17 protein-coding genes are annotated in these 16,171 nt (G+C 62.8%); 12 read left to right on the top strand and 5 right to left on the bottom strand.

The window, feature by feature from the left end; genetic code table 11:
- Nucleotides 1-48 precede the first annotated feature (48 nt).
- The 10 genes from HVO_RS02920 (at nt 49) to HVO_RS02875 (ending at nt 9,523) form a co-directional block, all read left to right on the top strand.
- Nucleotides 49-879: an IS5-like element ISHvo3 family transposase gene (locus tag HVO_RS02920; protein ID WP_004043159.1), complete on the top strand. Its 831-nt coding sequence runs from the start codon at nt 49-51 to the stop codon at nt 877-879.
- Nucleotides 880-1,249: 370 nt separating this feature from the next.
- The gene (locus tag HVO_RS20760) at nt 1,250-1,540 is read left to right on the top strand and encodes a hypothetical protein (protein ID WP_013035190.1); all 291 of its coding nucleotides are present in this window, start codon (nt 1,250-1,252) and stop codon (nt 1,538-1,540) included.
- Between the two features lie 85 nt (nt 1,541-1,625).
- Nucleotides 1,626-2,978 carry an IS4-like element ISHvo11 family transposase gene (locus tag HVO_RS02910; RefSeq protein WP_013035119.1) on the top strand — a complete coding sequence of 451 codons (1,353 nt, stop codon included), beginning with the start codon at nt 1,626-1,628 and terminating at the stop codon, nt 2,976-2,978.
- Nucleotides 2,979-3,010: 32 nt separating this feature from the next.
- Nucleotides 3,011-5,527 carry a type ISP restriction/modification enzyme gene (locus tag HVO_RS02905; RefSeq protein ID WP_144064023.1) on the top strand — a complete coding sequence of 839 codons (2,517 nt, stop codon included), beginning with the start codon at nt 3,011-3,013 and terminating at the stop codon, nt 5,525-5,527.
- 329 nt (nt 5,528-5,856) lie between these two features.
- A complete protein-coding gene (locus tag HVO_RS02900) occupies nt 5,857-6,591 on the top strand; it encodes a hypothetical protein (protein ID WP_004043155.1) in 735 nt (244 codons plus the stop codon).
- A 10-nt stretch (nt 6,592-6,601) separates the two neighbouring features.
- A complete protein-coding gene (locus tag HVO_RS02895) occupies nt 6,602-6,826 on the top strand; it encodes a hypothetical protein (RefSeq protein WP_004043154.1) in 225 nt (74 codons plus the stop codon).
- Between the two features lie 11 nt (nt 6,827-6,837).
- The gene (locus HVO_RS02890) at nt 6,838-7,263 is read left to right on the top strand and encodes a hypothetical protein (protein ID WP_004043153.1); all 426 of its coding nucleotides are present in this window, start codon (nt 6,838-6,840) and stop codon (nt 7,261-7,263) included.
- Nucleotides 7,264-7,599: a hypothetical protein gene (locus HVO_RS02885; RefSeq protein WP_218623781.1), complete on the top strand. Its 336-nt coding sequence runs from the start codon at nt 7,264-7,266 to the stop codon at nt 7,597-7,599.
- Between the two features lie 364 nt (nt 7,600-7,963).
- The gene (locus HVO_RS02880; protein ID WP_004043151.1) at nt 7,964-8,146 is read left to right on the top strand and encodes a hypothetical protein; all 183 of its coding nucleotides are present in this window, start codon (nt 7,964-7,966) and stop codon (nt 8,144-8,146) included.
- A 96-nt stretch (nt 8,147-8,242) separates the two neighbouring features.
- Entirely contained in the window at nt 8,243-9,523 is a 1,281-nt protein-coding gene (locus HVO_RS02875; RefSeq protein WP_215490484.1) for a hypothetical protein, read from the top strand.
- Nucleotides 9,524-9,563: 40 nt separating this feature from the next.
- On the opposite strand, the gene msrA is transcribed toward HVO_RS02875, so the two are convergent.
- Nucleotides 9,564-10,133 carry a peptide-methionine (S)-S-oxide reductase MsrA gene (msrA, locus tag HVO_RS02870; RefSeq protein ID WP_004043149.1) on the bottom strand — a complete coding sequence of 190 codons (570 nt, stop codon included), beginning with the start codon at nt 10,131-10,133 and terminating at the stop codon, nt 9,564-9,566.
- Between the two features lie 141 nt (nt 10,134-10,274).
- Between msrA and HVO_RS02865 the strand changes: the two genes are divergently transcribed.
- Nucleotides 10,275-10,679 (top strand): CBS domain-containing protein, encoded by a 405-nt coding sequence (locus HVO_RS02865; RefSeq protein WP_004043148.1) that lies wholly within the window; start codon nt 10,275-10,277, stop codon nt 10,677-10,679.
- Nucleotides 10,680-10,706: 27 nt separating this feature from the next.
- Here HVO_RS02865 and surE read toward each other — a convergent pair whose 3' ends face one another.
- A complete protein-coding gene (surE, locus tag HVO_RS02860; RefSeq protein WP_049914843.1) occupies nt 10,707-11,582 on the bottom strand; it encodes a 5'/3'-nucleotidase SurE in 876 nt (291 codons plus the stop codon).
- A 424-nt stretch (nt 11,583-12,006) separates the two neighbouring features.
- On the opposite strand from surE, the gene HVO_RS02855 reads away from it, so the two are divergent.
- Complete coding sequence (locus HVO_RS02855) at nt 12,007-12,303, top strand: winged helix-turn-helix domain-containing protein (protein ID WP_004043146.1); 297 nt, start codon at nt 12,007-12,009, stop codon at nt 12,301-12,303.
- A 54-nt stretch (nt 12,304-12,357) separates the two neighbouring features.
- Here HVO_RS02855 and HVO_RS02850 read toward each other — a convergent pair whose 3' ends face one another.
- From HVO_RS02850 to HVO_RS02840, 3 genes are all read right to left on the bottom strand, one after another.
- Complete coding sequence (locus HVO_RS02850) at nt 12,358-13,395, bottom strand: lipid II:glycine glycyltransferase FemX (RefSeq protein WP_004043145.1); 1,038 nt, start codon at nt 13,393-13,395, stop codon at nt 12,358-12,360.
- A gap of 88 nt (nt 13,396-13,483) precedes the next feature.
- Nucleotides 13,484-14,572, bottom strand: coding sequence for a lipid II:glycine glycyltransferase FemX (locus HVO_RS02845; RefSeq protein ID WP_004043144.1), 1,089 nt, complete (start codon nt 14,570-14,572; stop codon nt 13,484-13,486).
- A 270-nt stretch (nt 14,573-14,842) separates the two neighbouring features.
- Nucleotides 14,843-16,159, bottom strand: coding sequence for a prenyltransferase/squalene oxidase repeat-containing protein (locus HVO_RS02840; protein ID WP_004043143.1), 1,317 nt, complete (start codon nt 16,157-16,159; stop codon nt 14,843-14,845).
- Between the last annotated feature and the right edge of the window lie 12 nt (nt 16,160-16,171).

Raw genomic sequence — 16,171 nt, 5'->3', positions numbered from 1 at the left:
GATGGGTCGCTAAATCAAAGGAATTGAAGCGGGAGACTGCGAATGTACATGACGCAAATCTCTCGCTTCACTAGCGAGATTGTCCCGATTTCTCAAAGAGTTACTGGTGATGGAGACGAATCCGCCGCCCCACAAGGTGGCGGCGGATTCGCTGACTACGCGCTCGTTTCCCTCCATTGTCTACGGATTTACCTCAACACGTCCTACCGGATGACGATTGACCTACTGAAGGAGATGCCACAAATAACCGGGGAGATCGGCCTCGACACGGCCGATCTCCCCTCGCCATCCACGTTGTGTAAAGCGTTCGACCGGATCAGCATGAGCGTCTGCCGAGTGCTGCTGCGCCAGTCGGCGCAGCTGCACGACCCCTCGAAACACGGTGCAATCGACGCCACGTTCTACGAACGATCAGCTGCGAGCCGTCACTACTGCCAGCGAACAAGCTACCGCGTCCAGAAGCTCAAAGTGACGAAGCTCGTCGATACAGACTCTCAAGCCGTTCTTGACGTACACTGTTCGACGAACCGGAAAGGAAGTGACGCCGACCTTGCCGAGCAGATCGCCCGCCGGAACGCGGGCGATCTGCGGTCTCTTGCCGCCGACAAGGGATACGACAAGAAATCGCTCCGCGAATCCCTTCGTAACCTCGGGATTCGCCCACTCATCAAACATCGCATCTTCGCTCCCTATGATCACGCGCACAACGCCAGAATCGACGAACAGCGCTACAATCAGCGCTCTATGTCTGAGACCGTGAACTCGGCGGTCAAGCGCTCGCTCGGCTTCGCCGTGCGAGCGCGTACTTGGTTCCGTGAGTTCCGGGAAATAGCTCTGATGTGTGTCGTTTACAACATTAAGCGTGCCGTGAAACAGTGAAAAACCTACGCCGTATGGCGATTCAACACAGCCCTGCAAACGCATCCTGGGACATGAACGAAATCGCTGCGCCTCCTACGCCCAAACTGCTGAGAGTATTCAGGAACCTACGCCGACCCATTCGAGTCAACTTTCTTCTTTTCTCAGACATCCTGTCACCAGTTAATCTTGTTTCATTCAGGATATATAACATTTACTTGCATTTTCAGACATCGCTCTTCTGTAGACGTTCGTTGATAGCGTCCAGCTGTCACTCTGGGATCGAAGAGGGGAGCGACACTGCGTTAGCGGTGTCCAACACGAATGATATAGAACAGTTTGTCCGCGCCTGAGAGGCCGAGGGGCGTCAATACGCGCCGACGTGATTCCCATGCCCGGTACAGACGCACTCGACGATGCATCAGCCGACCACGAACGGTTTGAAGCGGAACTCGTCGCACAGGATCAAGATGCTGCCCGCGTGGTGGTAGCGGATATCGACGAGAGGGGAGCCCATTCTCTGGTCAATGACCTCGTCGACGACGACGTCGTCACTCCCATCCCCGACGAACGCGTCCTCGTCCACGAGCCAAGCGACGAGGCATTCGATTCGATTCTCCAACTCGCGGTCTTCCATCGAGGCTGGACCGCCGCTCGCGACACCGACGAGGGAGAAGAGTGATGCAACCATCCGTTCTAGTTTAACGAAGAATCCAGTTGCTGTCTGTTGATTTGATATCGTCGCAACTACCTGATTGAGAAACCCGGTGGGAAGTATGACCTACAGCCCACCGGATTCGGTCATAGTTGACCGGATTCAAAGAGCGTTTCCCTCTGATGAGTTGCGCGAGCGCGCTCGCGCAACGAATCTCGTCCAACGAGAGCGGAAATTCGACATCGTTGCGCTGTTCTACACACTCTCGTTTGGCTTCGCTGCTGGCTCAGACCGCTCTCTCCAAGCATTTCTCGAACGCTACGTCGAGATGGCTGACTGTGACGAACTCTCCTACGCATCGTTCCACGACTGGTTCGAACCAGGATTCGTTGCACTCCTTCGAGAGATTCTCGATGACGCAATCGAGAATCTCGATACCGGACGAGAAGATTTGAACGGCCGTCTCGAACGCTTTCGAGACGTCCTCATTGCTGACGCAACCATCGTTTCGCTGTACCAGGACGCCGCTGATATCTACACAGCAACCGGCGACCATCAAGCCGAACTGAAACTTCACCTCACCGAATCTCTCTCGACTGGGCTCCCGACACGATTCCGGACAACCGATGGGACGACTCATGAACGGAGTCAGCTACCCACCGGCGAGTGGGTAGCTGACGCCCTCATCTTGCTCGATTTAGGCTTCTACGACTTCTGGTTGTTCGACCGAATCGACCAGAACGGCGGGTGGTTCGTCTCCCGGGTGAAGGACAACGCGAACTTCGAGATCGTCGAAGAACTGCGAACGTGGCGAGGCAACAGCATTCCGCTGGAAGGAGAGTCGCTGCAGGCCGTCCTTGAGGACCTGCAGCGACAGGAAATCGACGTACGCATCACGCTTTCATTCGAGCGCAAACGAGGGTCGGGCGCCAGCGCGACCCGGTCGTTCCGATTGGTCGGCCTGCGTAACAAGGAGAGCGAAGAGTACCATCTGTATCTGACGAATCTGGCGAGAGAAAGCTACAGCGCGCCCGATATCGCGCAGCTCTATCGGGCGCGCTGGGAGGTCGAACTGCTGTTCAAGGAGTTGAAGTCGCGGTTCGGCTTGGACGAGATCAAGACGACCGACGGCTACATCATCGAGGCGCTGATCATCATGGCCGCAATTTCGTTGATGATGAGTCGTGTAATCGTGGATGAGTTACGGTCGCTCGAGGCAAGACAGCGAGAGGGCGAAGCCGCCGCAGACGCCGACTCGTCGGCGTCGCGGCTCCCTCGGCGTCGCTGTTCGCTCGCCGTGGAACGCCACGGTCATCTAATCCAGTTGTATCTCATGATCGAGTTGGGCTACGAACTGCCGGATTTGGACGAGCTGTTGCTGTGGGCGTCGCGTAATCCAAATCCACACAGGCAACGGTTACGTGAGCAGGTTGAACGAGGTGAGTTCGGCTTTGATCGCTACTAAACTAGAACGCATGCCGGCGAGAGTTCGCTGATATCTACAGCCAAACCATCACGTACGGTTTACTCACCGCTCGAACGCGGGTATCAGGCGAGTTCAGCCGCACTGATGCTGCCGACGCTATCCCGTCCACTATCGGTATTCTGAAAGATATCTTTGACTTCATCTCCACGTCCGACCCGCCAACAGAAATCGAATGGATTGTTGATGACGTCGCAGACGTACTCTCCGGTACGAACGTAGACGATATTCTGAGCGAGTTCTACGCGGATAGAGCCGAATCCACACCGCTTGTTCACTTCTACGAGACGTTCCTCGAAGAGTACGACCCGGAAACTCGCCAGCAGAAAGGCGTGTACTACACGCCAGAGCCGGTGGTAGAGTGGATTACGAAGTCAGTGAACTCTGTGCTGAAAACCGACCTTGGGCGCGGAGACGGTCTTGCGGACGAAGATGTTACTATTCTTGACCCTGCCGCAGGTACGATGACGTTCACAGCTGCGGCGACGCGACTGGCGGTCGAGGAGTACGCGGAGAAATACGGTCGTGGTGGGGTGTCAGCACTGCTGTCCGACCACGTCTTGAAGGACTTCTATTCGTTCGAGCTACTCGTCGCGGCGTACACTATCGGCCATCTGAAAATGGCGATTCTGTTCGAAGAACAGGGCTATGAACTCGACGACGATGACCGCGTGAAGTTATTCCTGACTAATACGTTAGAGCCAGAGGAAGCGGAACAGACGCACCTGCCGTTCGCGGCGTCGCTCGCCGAGGAAGCGGAGATGGCCCACGAAGTGAAGGAGGACACCCCAATTTTGGCTATTTTAGGGAATCCGCCATACTCAGGGCACTCAGAAAATCAGGGGGAGTGGATTGAATCCCTCGTCGAGGACTACAAAGAGGGATATCCGGAGTTACAGAAGCGTGGGCAGGCGAAGTGGCTGCACGACGACTATGTGAAGTTCATCCGCTGGGCACAGTGGAAACTCGCTGACGCCGCTGAAGGTACGCTGGGGTACATCACGAATCATGCGTACATCGACAATCCGACGTTCATGGGGATGCGTGAGCAGTTGCTGTTGGAGTTCGACGAAATTTACGTGCTTGACCTACACGGGAACTCGAACAGGCTGGAGGAACCCCCGGAAGGCGGTACTGACGAGAACGTGTTCGACATCCAACAGGGTGTCGCCATCAGTATCTTTGTAAAAACCGACAACGTGGATGACGGCGAATACGCTGATATCTACCACAGCGACCTGTGGGGAACGAGAGAGGAGAAGTACGAAGCACTGAGCGGCAACGACATGAACGATATCGAGTGGGAAGAGGTGACTCCGCGTGAGCCGCACTACCTCTTCGTACCTCGGGACGAGGAACTCGCAAGTTCCTATCACGACTGGGTGAAAGTGCCACAAATTTTCTCAGAATACGGCGACCCCGCACCCGGTATCGTAACCACGCACAACGAATTCGCTATCTCACTCACCCCGGAACGCCAGAAACAGAAAGTCAGACAGCTACTTGCTACAGACACAGAAAGCGAAGCGCGCGAGTACTTCAATCTGTGTAGCCAAGACCAGTGGCTCTACAGCGACGCGAAAGAACATCTGGAAACCACAAACTGGGAGGATAAAATCGTTCAAATCCAGACGTCTCCGTTCGACAAGGAATACACCGTCTACGACGAACACGTCGCAGTACATCGCCGTGCTGGGCGATTGTCGAAACATATGCTAGCGAGCGACAACATCAGCCTCTCAGTGCCGCGGCGAACGGAACGAACGCCGTTCGACCACGCGTTCGTGACGGATGGACTGATGACGCACCATGGGATGTCTACGAAGGAGGTGAATTACCAGTTCCCGCTGTATCTGTACCCGAACGCGCCGGATGAAACGTCCTCAAAACTCCAAAACACATCTCGACAGACGAACGTGAATCCGCGTATCGTCTCCCAGCTTTCTGAGGTCTACAGCGACGAGGTAACGCCTGAGGAAGTGTTCAACTACACGTATGCTGTGTTGTACACGCGGACGTACCGTCTGAAGTACTCGGAGTTCATGGAGACGGACTTCCCGAAAATTCCGTTCCCTGAGGACGAAGCACTCTTCCGGAAGTACGAGTCCCTGGGCGCGAATTTGGTGCAGTTACACTTACTCGACCACCCTGATTTGGAGTCGCCGGGCGTGCAGCTTCACACTGAGGAAGATGGTGATGGTGAGAATGAGGTTTCGGAGAATACTGGCGAGTACTACCGGCACTACGATGAGGAAGAAGAGCGGCTGTATATCAATTCTGACCAGTACTTCGCCCCAGTTCCGGCGGATGTGTGGGAGTACGAGATTGGTGATAGGCCAGTCGTGAAGAAGTGGATTCAGAACCGTATCGGTGAGACTCTTTCGAGTAGTGATATTCGGAAGTTCTGTCGTATTGTTCGAGCGGTGATGGAGACCGTCGATATTCAGGATACCTTAGATATGTCCTGGGAAGGGGTCGAATCGGACTATCTGACGTTCGAGTTGGAAGGCCAGCAGACGCTCGACGTATAGTGTCGTTAGGCGTTGCTGACATTATATCGAAGAGTTCGGATATTGTATCGTACTCCTGAGTACGCCCGGGCCGGCGGGAAGCCGCCGACCCGGGTGGAGAACACCGACGACGGTGTAACACATGAGCCTACGAGAGGCGCGTGTCCGTCTTCAGGCCGCTCCGAGCGAGAGGACCGGCCCGTCTCGTCGTACCGTCCGGAGCGGCTTCAGTTTACCGGGACCTACCCGACTTCTGATACTGAATCACCCGACTACGTAGGGTATTTGCGCCAAACAAACTCAGTATGCTTACATAGGAAACTAAGCCGCTGGCTCACCTACGACCGTCCATGCCGCACGACTCCGACGACGGCACGAACGGGGAGGACGCGGACGACTCCCCGCGGACGTACAGAGAATACCGCCGAGCGAAGGGCCGGACATCCGGGAAGGTCCACGACGACCACGACGCGCCACGCTCCCCGGCGGAGGACCGGGACGCCGACGGCCCCGGCTCCGGCTTCGACGGCATCCTCGGAGCGGGAGAGGACGTGGAGAAGTCGGCCCAGGAGACGCTGGAGGACGCCCTGGACGACTGGGACCCGACCGGGACGGACGTAGCGAAGGGAGACGAGGAGCGGGTCAGCCTCTCGCTCTCCCGGGCGGACATCGAGGAGGCGTCCCTCACGACCGAGGAGAAGCGCCTCCGGCTCCTGGAGGACATCCGGGACCGGCTGGCGGCCATCGACGGCCCGACGCCGAGCGCGAAGCAGGTCCTCCGGGAGGCCGCGGCGGACGCGGACCTGAGCAAGAGCGCGAACGCCGTGGACCTCCTGGAGTCCATCGAGGACGAACTGGAGCGGCAGGAGGCCGTCGCGGAGGCGGCCAAGGACGCCGTAGAGCAGTACGTCGAGGACGGCGGGGACCTCTCGGACCCGCTCTCGGAGTTCGCCACGTTCCTCCGGGGAGCCATGCCGGACAGCCGGGACCTGGACGACGACGGGAACCAGGCCCGCCGCCGGGCGCTCGCGTCCCTCGCCGCGCTGGAGAACGAGGACGCCGGAGAGGACGGCACGCCTGCCTGAGGGCCGTCCCGTGACCGACGAGACGCTTCCCCCGGAGGACGGAGCCGGCGACCACGAGGCCGACGCAGAGCCGACGCTCGGCGGGGAGCTGGTCCGGGAGCCGGTCGGTCCCGCGGACCTCTCGCTCCCGGAGCGGTACGGCCCCGGGGACCTACGCCTGTCAACAGCAACAGAGACGGACGGAGACAGTCGTAGCGCCGACGAGAGCGGCGCTGGTCCGTCCGCGGAGGGTTGACTACGCTTGACATGACGGAAGACTACCGCGCTGTCGAGGTCCCGGACGCTAAGGACCCGGCGGAATACTCGTACCGGGAGAGACGCGCCGAGTTGCTCTCCCTCATCGAGGAGGCGGGAAGCCCTCGGCTCCTGAACTACGCCGCCTACGGACGACGCTACGACGTGAGCCGCGAACAGGTCCGGAAAGACGTACAGCGTCTCGGGTCATACCTCAACGAGGCCGCGGACGATGACGCGGCCACGCTGGAGGGAGAGGCGTTCCTGTGGCGGTGCGCCCGGGAACTGCTGGAGGACGAGGAGTACCGGAAGGCGGCGCAGACCTTCCTCGACCTCGAAGAGTGGCGTCGGCAGAGCGACTTAGAGGACCTCTTGGAGCGTATCGAAGCCTTAGAACAGGAAGAACGGGAGAGCGAAAGCCCGTTTCGGGTGAAGTAGATGGCCGGACCGACTCGTAGAGACGTGGAGCGGGCCATCCGGCAGTACCGGGAGCAGGACCGTCCGGGGGACGCGGACGGGCCGCCGGGAGACGCGAAACTCCTCGTGGGCGTCTCTCTGGACGCCTTCGACCTCCCCGCGGAGGCCCGGGAGTACGTCGAGGAGGCCGCCGCGCTGGACCACTCGGCTCCGGTCGTGGTAGCGGACGACGAGAGCGCCGAGGACGCCGCTCACACGCTCGGCCTCCCCGACGCCGGGAGAGAGGCCGGCTTCGAGGCGGAGGCGTTCCTGGCCGACGCACAGGACGGAGACGACGACTCGGCGGAGGGGGACTGATGGACAACGGCCCCGTCCGGTGTGGCTCCTGCGGGGAGACGTGGCCGAAGAACCTCGCCCCTGTGCTGAAGGGAGAACGCGACTGTCCCGCCTGCTCGCCGGACACGTTCCGCTAATTAGTCTGAGTTAGCCCTATTCAGGAGGTAGAAGCCCCGTACTCCGCAGATTTAAGGGATTAGCGTAGTAACTACTCTGTGATTAGCGAAAGGCGGGACCGGAGAAGGACCCGGACCTCGACACTCCATCCTTCTCCCGCCGGGACCTAATCGCTTACGGGACGCTCTACGGACCAGAGCGCCCGTAAGAGACAGACGACACCAGAGTCCGAGGGCCAATGGCATCGACCATGCTGGGACCATGAGCCATGAGCCAGAACACGGACTCCAACGACCGCAACGGACGTACGAACAGACCCATCTCCGGGCGGGACCTCTCCGCGGTCCGGGACCACCGGGACGACCTGGAGGACCTGGCGCGCAGTGACCTCCCCGTCTCCTGGGTGGCACGGGCGCTCCTCGACGCCGAAGCCGCCGCTCGTGGAGAGTGACGGTGCCGGTGAAACCGAGGACGACGGGGGTCCCAGCGCCCGCCATCACCGCTGAGGTAGAGGACGACGGCACGCTCCGGGCGGGAGGTGGTCGTCGTGTCGGGTGACGGGACGCTCGGAAATGAAGGTTCGGACCGCGGGGGCTACGCCGCTCCGGAGGGGTCGCCAAAAAGTCCCGGGGAGAAGGGGGCCGCTCCCTTCGTCCCGCTCCGGGACGCGCCGGTCCCGTGGGCGGACGAACCGAACGCGATGGAGAAGTCGCTTCTCCTGAAAACCGCCGTACTACACCCGGACGTGACGCCGGAGGGCATCCCGTTCCACGCCCTCCTGACCGAAGTCTACGGGGACGGATGGGCCTCCGGCGGCCCCGAGTACGGACGGGCGTACCGCTTCATCCAGCGGTACGGCGATTTCTTCGACACCCGGAAGCCGTCCGGCGATTTGCTGTGGGTACGCCCCACCGGGAAAGCCGTCGCCTTGATACGTAGCATTCGTAATTCCGGAACGCCCGGGAGCGCCCCTGACGCGACGGACCGCTGGGACCGGCTCCCGCGGGACCGGGCCGCGTCGGTTCTCCGGTCGGTCCGGAGGGTGGAGACGGACGGCCAGCGGTCCCTCCTGCTTCACCTCCTGGCGGACCACGCGGAGACGATGCTCACGGCGGAGGGGGAGGCGAAGACGCTTCACCTCCCGGACCGGGACGGCCTCCCGGCGGGGGACCGCTTCACGGCTCCAGAGAAGGCGGCGGGAACGCGGGAGCGGTTCGAGACGGCGGCGGACGCGCTCACAACTCGGTACGACGTGGCCTCGTGGGTGACGCTCACACTCCCGCGGGAGTGCGTCCCGTCCGTCTACGGCTCCGTGGAGACGCTACGGGAGGCGCTGGACGACCTCCACTCCCGCTTCCGGTACTCCCGGGCGGACCGGCCACGACCCGGGCACGTCCCGGACTACCTGGCGGTCCTCGAACCACAGAGGGACCTCGTGGCCCACCTCCACGTCGTCTACGGCGGCGAGGAGCGGGTGATGGCCCGGGAGGACCTCCGGGCAGACTGGGCGGACCTCCTGGACGCGCCGCCGGGGAAGCCGCCGCAGGTAGACGTGCGGACGCTCTCGCTCTCCCCGACGGAGTGGTCCGTGGCGGCGGTAGACGGGGAGGACGTGGACGCCTACCCTGGCGTCCGGGAGTACCACCGGGAGGGCTTCCGCGCTCTTGCCCGGCTGGCAGAGATGGAGCCGGACGCGCTCCGTGGGCTGGCGGATGACCTCGCCAACGGCTTCCGGCAGGATGAGGGCCGGCCTCTCGCGGGGCTGGCGCTCCCGTTCGCTACGGAGGCGCGGCTCACTACGACTGCCCGGGCGCTCCCGACCACCTAACCCGGGGGGGTGACGACGAGCGGACCGGCCTCCAGCAGGGTCAGGCGTCCGGCTCCGCCTCCGCCTTCACCTTGTCCGCGAACTTCTCCCGGACCTTCTCTATCTTCGGGACGACGTTGAACTGACAGTAGGCGTCGTTAGTATTTCCGTCAGCCGTGCTTACCTTCTCGAAGTAGTCCTGGTGGTGTTCCTCCGCCTCGTAGAAGGTCTCGAGCGGAACTAACTCCGTGACCACCTCGTCGTCGTACTCCTCGTCGAGCGCATCGATGTAGGCCGACGCCTGTCGCTTTTGTTCGTCGTCGTGGAACAGGACGATAGAGCGGTACTGCGTCCCCACGTCCGGCCCCTGTCGGTTGAGTTGGGTCGGGTCGTGGACCGCGAAGAACACGTCGAGCAGTTCGTCGTAGCCGACGACCGCGGGGTCGTAGTCGACCTGCACGACCTCGGCGTGGCCGGTGCTCCCCGAACAGACCTGCTCGTAGCTCGGGTTCTCCGTCTCGCCGCCGGCGTAGCCAGAGGTGACCTCGCTGATGCCGTCGAGTTCCTTGAACGCGGCTTCGACGCACCAGAAACAGCCGCCGCCGAACGTCGCAGTCTGTGTGCTTCCCATAGCCTCGGTTACGTCGCCGGGGAATTAAGCCCCGCGGCGGGGGCAGTCGCGGCCGGGGCCCGCGGTCGTCATCCCGATGTACCTCCCCACGAAACTGTACGCGAAGCCAACATTTATCCGCCCTGTCTGTCAGCAATTACCATGGAAGACGTATTCGTCGCGAGACTCATGTCCACGACCCTCCACACGGTCACGCCAGACACGCTCGTCGAAGACGCGGCGCAGTTGATTCTCGACAACAACATCAGTTCGGTCATCGTCGTCGACGAGGACAACCGGCTCGAAGGCATCCTGACGACGACGGACTTCGTCGACATCGTCGCCAAGAGCCAGCCGAAAGCGCAGACGACCGTCGAGCGGTACATGACCACGGACGTGATTACCGCGGGCGCGCAGGACTCCATCCTCTCCGTCGCGGAGTCGATGACCGAACACGGCTTTCACCACATGCCCGTCGTCGACGAGGAGGAGGGCGTCATCGGGATGATTGCCACGTCGGACCTCGCCGCGTACCTCTCGCAGACCGGGCAGTTGGCGCGGTCGTAGCGTCGTCGCTTCCGGCTGACTTCCGCGCTACTCCACCTGTTCGGAGAGGCTCTCGACTATGCTCGCCAGCCGCGGGTCCGTCGCGTGGCCGTGGTGGACCGCGAGGGGCGAGACGCTCACTTCGCCGTCGACCATCGCGCGGCGGTCGCTCCCGACCGGATAGCGGTCGCGGTGTTCGTCGTCGAGCGGGAACGGGTTCTCGAAGCCGACGGAGTCCGGCCACGAAATGTCCTGTAACCGGACGTACACCTCGTCGTCGTCGAGGTCGTGTTCGCGGTCGCCGTCCGGAAGCGCGCCGGCGTCCGGGTCGTGGTCGACCTGCTGGTCGTAGTCCGCGAAGGGGCGGGTCACGCGCATTCGGGGGCTCGGCACGTCCGCCGGGGCGTTGACGTTCAGGAGGTCGACTTCGTCGAACACGTCGGTCCCGAAGACGCGCTCGGTCAGGGCACGGGCGACCCGTGCGGGACGGGAGAAGTCGTACTCCTCGGGCGGGTGACAGAAGAAGTCCCTGGCGTGGTAGCTGGAGACGGCGACGGCGGGCGTCCCGAGGAACGCGGCCTCGACGCCCGCGCCGACGGTTCCCGACCGGCCGACGACGTAGTTGCCCGCGTTCGGGCCGTCGTTGATACCGGAGACGACGATATCGAAGTCGGCGTCGAGGCCGCGAAGGGCGTAGGCGACGCAGTCCGCGGGGGTTCCTTCGAGAGCGTACCCCCACGGGTGGTCGCGGCGGACCGCGTGTTCGTTGCGGGCGCGGCCGACGCCGCTTTGGTTCTCGGCGGGCGCGACGACGGTCACGTCGCCGACGGCGGTGAGTTCCTCGCGCATGGCGGCGATGCCGGGCGCGTCGATGCCGTCGTCGTTGGTGAGGAGGATTCGAAGCGAAGACGAGGTGTCGGTCATCGAGTCGTGCATTTCCGCCGGTCGCCGTAGCTATTCCGGATTCTGAGCCGAGGCCGCGTCCTCCCGCGCGTCGCCTGCATCGCCGTGCCGCTGCATCGCCGCGTCGCCGTCGACCGCCGAGCCTCCTCCACGCCGACGGGCACTCGACCGAACTCCTGTCAGCGTGACATCCATAAACTCGAGACACTCAGGAATAGCCGAATATAATCCAAACGACGACTTTATGTAATTAAGTTCGTACTAACGAACGAATGCGCACCGAACCGATGCGGCCGGCACGCCGGGCACCCGCCGACATCGCGGTTAACGTTCCGTTAACTCGTCTGTTTTCGGTAGTTTCGTCTCTGTCACGGTCGGCGGTCCCGTCCCCGTTGGCTGTCACGACCGCCGAACGCCCCGCCGCCCTAAGCGAGGTGGGCGTTGCGTGAGCTCCGTCGGTGGAACCGACGACGTGCCGTGGGACGACGTGGGCTTCGTCATCAGCTCTCGCTACCGCGTCTCCGTTCTCGATAGACTCTCGGAGGGGCCGGCGACGCCGACGCAAATCGCCACCGACTCCGAGAGCGCGGTCGCCCACGTCTCGCGGGCGTTACAGGAACTCAGAGACCGCTCGCTCGTGGAACTGCTCGTCCCGGAACAGCGCCGAAAAGGGCGGGTGTACGGCATCACCGACGACGCCGAGAACATCTGGCACGTCATCCAAACACAGCAGATGGCGTGAGCGCGGTCGCCCGCGTCTCGCGGGCGCTGCGGTGCGTCGTGTGACCCCGACGACTCACTTCGTGGCGATTCGCTCCGACCCCTTGTACAGGAGCTGGTAGGTCCGCTTTGCGAGGTTCATCCCGACGCCGGTCGACTCGACGACGTAGTACGGGACGAGTTCGCCGCCGAACTTGGATTTGTAGTTGCAGAGCCGCTCCGTGTTCGCGCCGACGAGGTCGTACTTCGTGACCGACGCGAGCGCCTCGTCTTCGACGATGTCCTCGATGATGGTCCAGTGCAGCAGGCTGTTGATGCTGACGCCGTCGTACTCTCCCCGCGCACCGCCGAGCCAGAAGTAGCCCACCTCGTCGGAGAAGGTGACAATCATCCCGCTGAGATACTCGCCGCCTGGGTCGCGGGCGACGTACACCCGACACCGGTCGCCGAGGTTCTCGACTAGCGACTCGACGAACTCCCACGGCATCCCGAACGGTTCGTCCTGCTCGTCGTACCGCGAGACCACGTCGTCGTAGACGACGCGAGCGCCGTCGAGTCCCTCGTCCGCGATGGTGATGTCGAGTTCGCGCGCCTGCCGAATCTCGCGGCGGAGGCTGCTGCTGAACTGGGCCTGTATCTCGTCGAGCGAGCGCCCGCCGAGGTCGAGCCGGTAGGTAAACGAGGGTTTGACCGCGAAGCCGGTCCACTCGAACGGGCGGGGGTCGAGGTACGCCGGCGAACAGAGCAGGCGGACGAACGTCCGGTTCGAGCGGATGCCGAGCTCCTCGACCACGAGGTCGGCGAACTCGCGGTTCACCGACTCGTAGGCGCTCTGTTTCGGGCTGTTCGGCATCATCACCGGGCCGATGTACGGAATCGCCATCGACGGCGGCGGCGAGACGACGACCCGTCCGAGGGGGTTTCGGCGGACGAACGTCGGGAACAGCGCGACCGGCTCTTGGCCCTTGAAGACGCCGAACAGGTGCATTTCGCCGTCGAAGTGCTCGTCGATGGCGGCGAGCACCGCGGGGGTGTGGAAGACTTCGGTGCCCGACGCGGGGAGCGCGGCTCCCCACTCGTCGAGGCTCAGGGGTTCGATACGGAGTTGTGACATAGGTCGTGGTCGTGTGGGTGGGTGGTCGTCGGTCGGTGCGTGGGTTGACGCGTCGGTCGGTGCGTCGGTCGGCTCGTCGAGCGGGTCGTCATCGGTGGAGGAACCCCGAGACGAGCCGCGACGGGAGGCTCGTCCCGTTTCCCCGGGACAGCATCTCGATGCCGGGGCCGAGGCGGCTCTTGTACAGGTGCGCGATGGTTCTGACCGGGAGCGCGCCGTGTTCTATCTGGTAGAACGTGACGAGTTCGGGGTTGTACTTGCTCTTGTAGCGGTTGAGTCGGCGGTTGTTCGCGCCGACGAGGTCGTAGCGGCGCATCCCGTCGTCCATGCCGTCGCGCATGATGCGCCAGTCCAGCAGGTCGTTGACGTCGATGCCGAAATCGAACTGGGGGCGGACGCCGCCGAGCCAGCGGTAGAGCGTGTCCCCGTTCTGGAGGACGACGATTCCGCTCACGAACGCCCCGTCGTACCGGAAGACGTAGGGCCGAACTTGGCCTTTCGGGAGCGAGTCGTACAGGTCCATGACGAACTGCGGCGGCACGTCGAACGACAAATCCTGTTCCTCGTAGCGGTTCTTGACCAGCGTGAGAATCGAACAGATGTCGTCGCGGTCGCCCTCCTCGATACCCGAGACGAGCTTTCGACCGTCGCGGATGTTCCGGCGGGCGCTCCGGCTGAACGACATGAGGAGGTCCTCTTCGCCGCGGGTCAGGTCGACGTTGTAGGTGTACTTCGGCGACACGTCGCAGCCGCCCCACAGGAACGTCCGCATGTCGGTGTAGTAGTCACCGACGCGGACGTGCGTGTAGCTCGGGCCGATGTGTTCGCCCAGCCACTCGGTACAGCCGTCGATGAACTGGTTGCGGCGGCGCTCGAACTTCCGGCTCTTGATGTTGCCGGCGTCGAGCATCACGGGCCCGAGGTAGGGGACGCCGATGTGCGGCGGCGGCGAGAACGCCGTCTTGACCAGCCCCTTTCGAATCTCGAAGACGGGGAACAGGCCGACCGGCTCCTCGGTCTTGTAGCCGACGAGCAGGTGGAGCTTCGAGTTCGAGTAGTTCGCTTGGAGCCGAAGCGCCTCGTACTGGTGAAAGAGGCTCGCCTGACTCGACCGACTGACGTACGTGTCCCACTCGTCGCGGTCGCGCTCGTCGAACTCGACGATTTCGATGGTCATAGACTGCGGGCCGACCGGCGGTCTTCGCACTGCGTCCGTTGTCGTCGACAGCAGCGATTCCGGGCGACGCGTTCGAGATGTCCAGTCCGACCGAACCGGCCGAAATAAGCCGATTCACCGGCCGATTCGGCGGCTCCGTAAATCGACCCGCGATTCGGTCGGGTCGCGTCGGCGTGTATCATTCGAAAAGACATTCTCGAACTACTGTGACGGGAGGACGGAGATTTGTTATGAAGCGACTAGCCGGCGTTCGCGCCGGCCTACACGCCGTCAGGGGGTCTCTGCCGCCGCCCGTAGGCGCTCGATACCGTCGGCGTCGATGCCGTAGCCGTGCGTCGGTTCCCCGGAGATTCTGGTGGCGACGTACTCGGCGATGGCGTAGGCCATCCACGCCTGACACCACCGCATGAGCGTCATGCGCTTGGTGTAAAAGCGGTGTTTGCGGAAGTAGAACCGGCCCTCGGACGGGACGTACATGTTCGCGAGCGCCCAGTCGATGGCGCGCTCGGCGCGGTCGTACTGGCCGGCGTAGGCGAACACGAGGATGCCCTGCGCCGTCGCGTGAATGTCCCGCGGGTAGGGATGCTCCTCGTCGAAGTTGGGCGCGCCGTCCTCGTCGAACAGTTCGCGGGCGTAGAAGTCGAGGCCGCGAGCGAGCGTCTCGTCGTACCGTCCGCTGCCGACGACCTGTTCGTAGCGCTGGAAGCACTCGACAATGAAGCCGTTGTGGTGGTTATCCATCGAGAGGTGCGAGGCGCTCGCGGGCTCGCGGTAGTACCACCCGCCGCGGTCGGTCTGCTTCGACGCGACGAAGTCGTACACCTTCTCGGCGCGTTCGAGCAGTTCCTCGTCGCCGAAGTGGTCGTACAGCTCGACGAACAACCGCGCCCCGATGGCCAGCGCGTTGAGCGTGTAGCTGTCCTTCGGGTGCGAGAGGTAGTAGTCCATGACCGCGCCGTCGTCTTTCGGCCGGTAGTTGAGGTCGTCGAGCAGCACGTCCACGGCGGTTTTGGCGATGTCCGGGTAGTCGGGGTCGAACTCCCGGCCCGCGAGGAGCGCCTTGACGCCGTAGGCCGTCGAGACGATGTTCGGTGAGTGCGGAATCCCCGACCGCGGGCCGTTGCGACCGGAGATGTGCTGGATGACGTGGCGGTGACTGCCGGCGAAGCCGCTGTACCCCCTGGCCTGGTTCTCGACGAGCCACTCCGTCAGCGATGCCGCGTCGTCGCGGTACGTCTCCGCCGGGCGGTCGCCGTCGAACCGCTCGGCCAACTGGGCGCGGGTCCGGTTCGCCATGGCGAACAGCGTGATGCCTTTGAAGTTCCGGCGTTGCTCCACGAGAAACAGCGGGCGGACGTTGACGGGCGAGCGCTTGATGAACTCCTGGACCGCGAGGTTGAACCAGCGGTTGTCGATGGGGACCGAAAGCAGGAGCCTGCTGCTCATGCCGTCGCCGTAGTCCCAGCCCTTGTAGTCGCGGTCGCGGGCGTAGTCGAGCACGTCGTCGAGCACCTCGACGTACCGCTGGAGTCGCTCCGTGTCGGCCGCGTCGTCGCCGTCGCGGTGATACTGCGTTGGTTGTTTCATGGTGCAGAATAG

It is taken from the genome of Haloferax volcanii DS2 (genome assembly GCF_000025685.1).
GTDB classification, from domain to species: domain Archaea; phylum Halobacteriota; class Halobacteria; order Halobacteriales; family Haloferacaceae; genus Haloferax; species Haloferax volcanii.
Note: the sequence above shows the minus strand (reverse complement) of the source record. Positions and strands in the feature narration are given on the sequence as shown.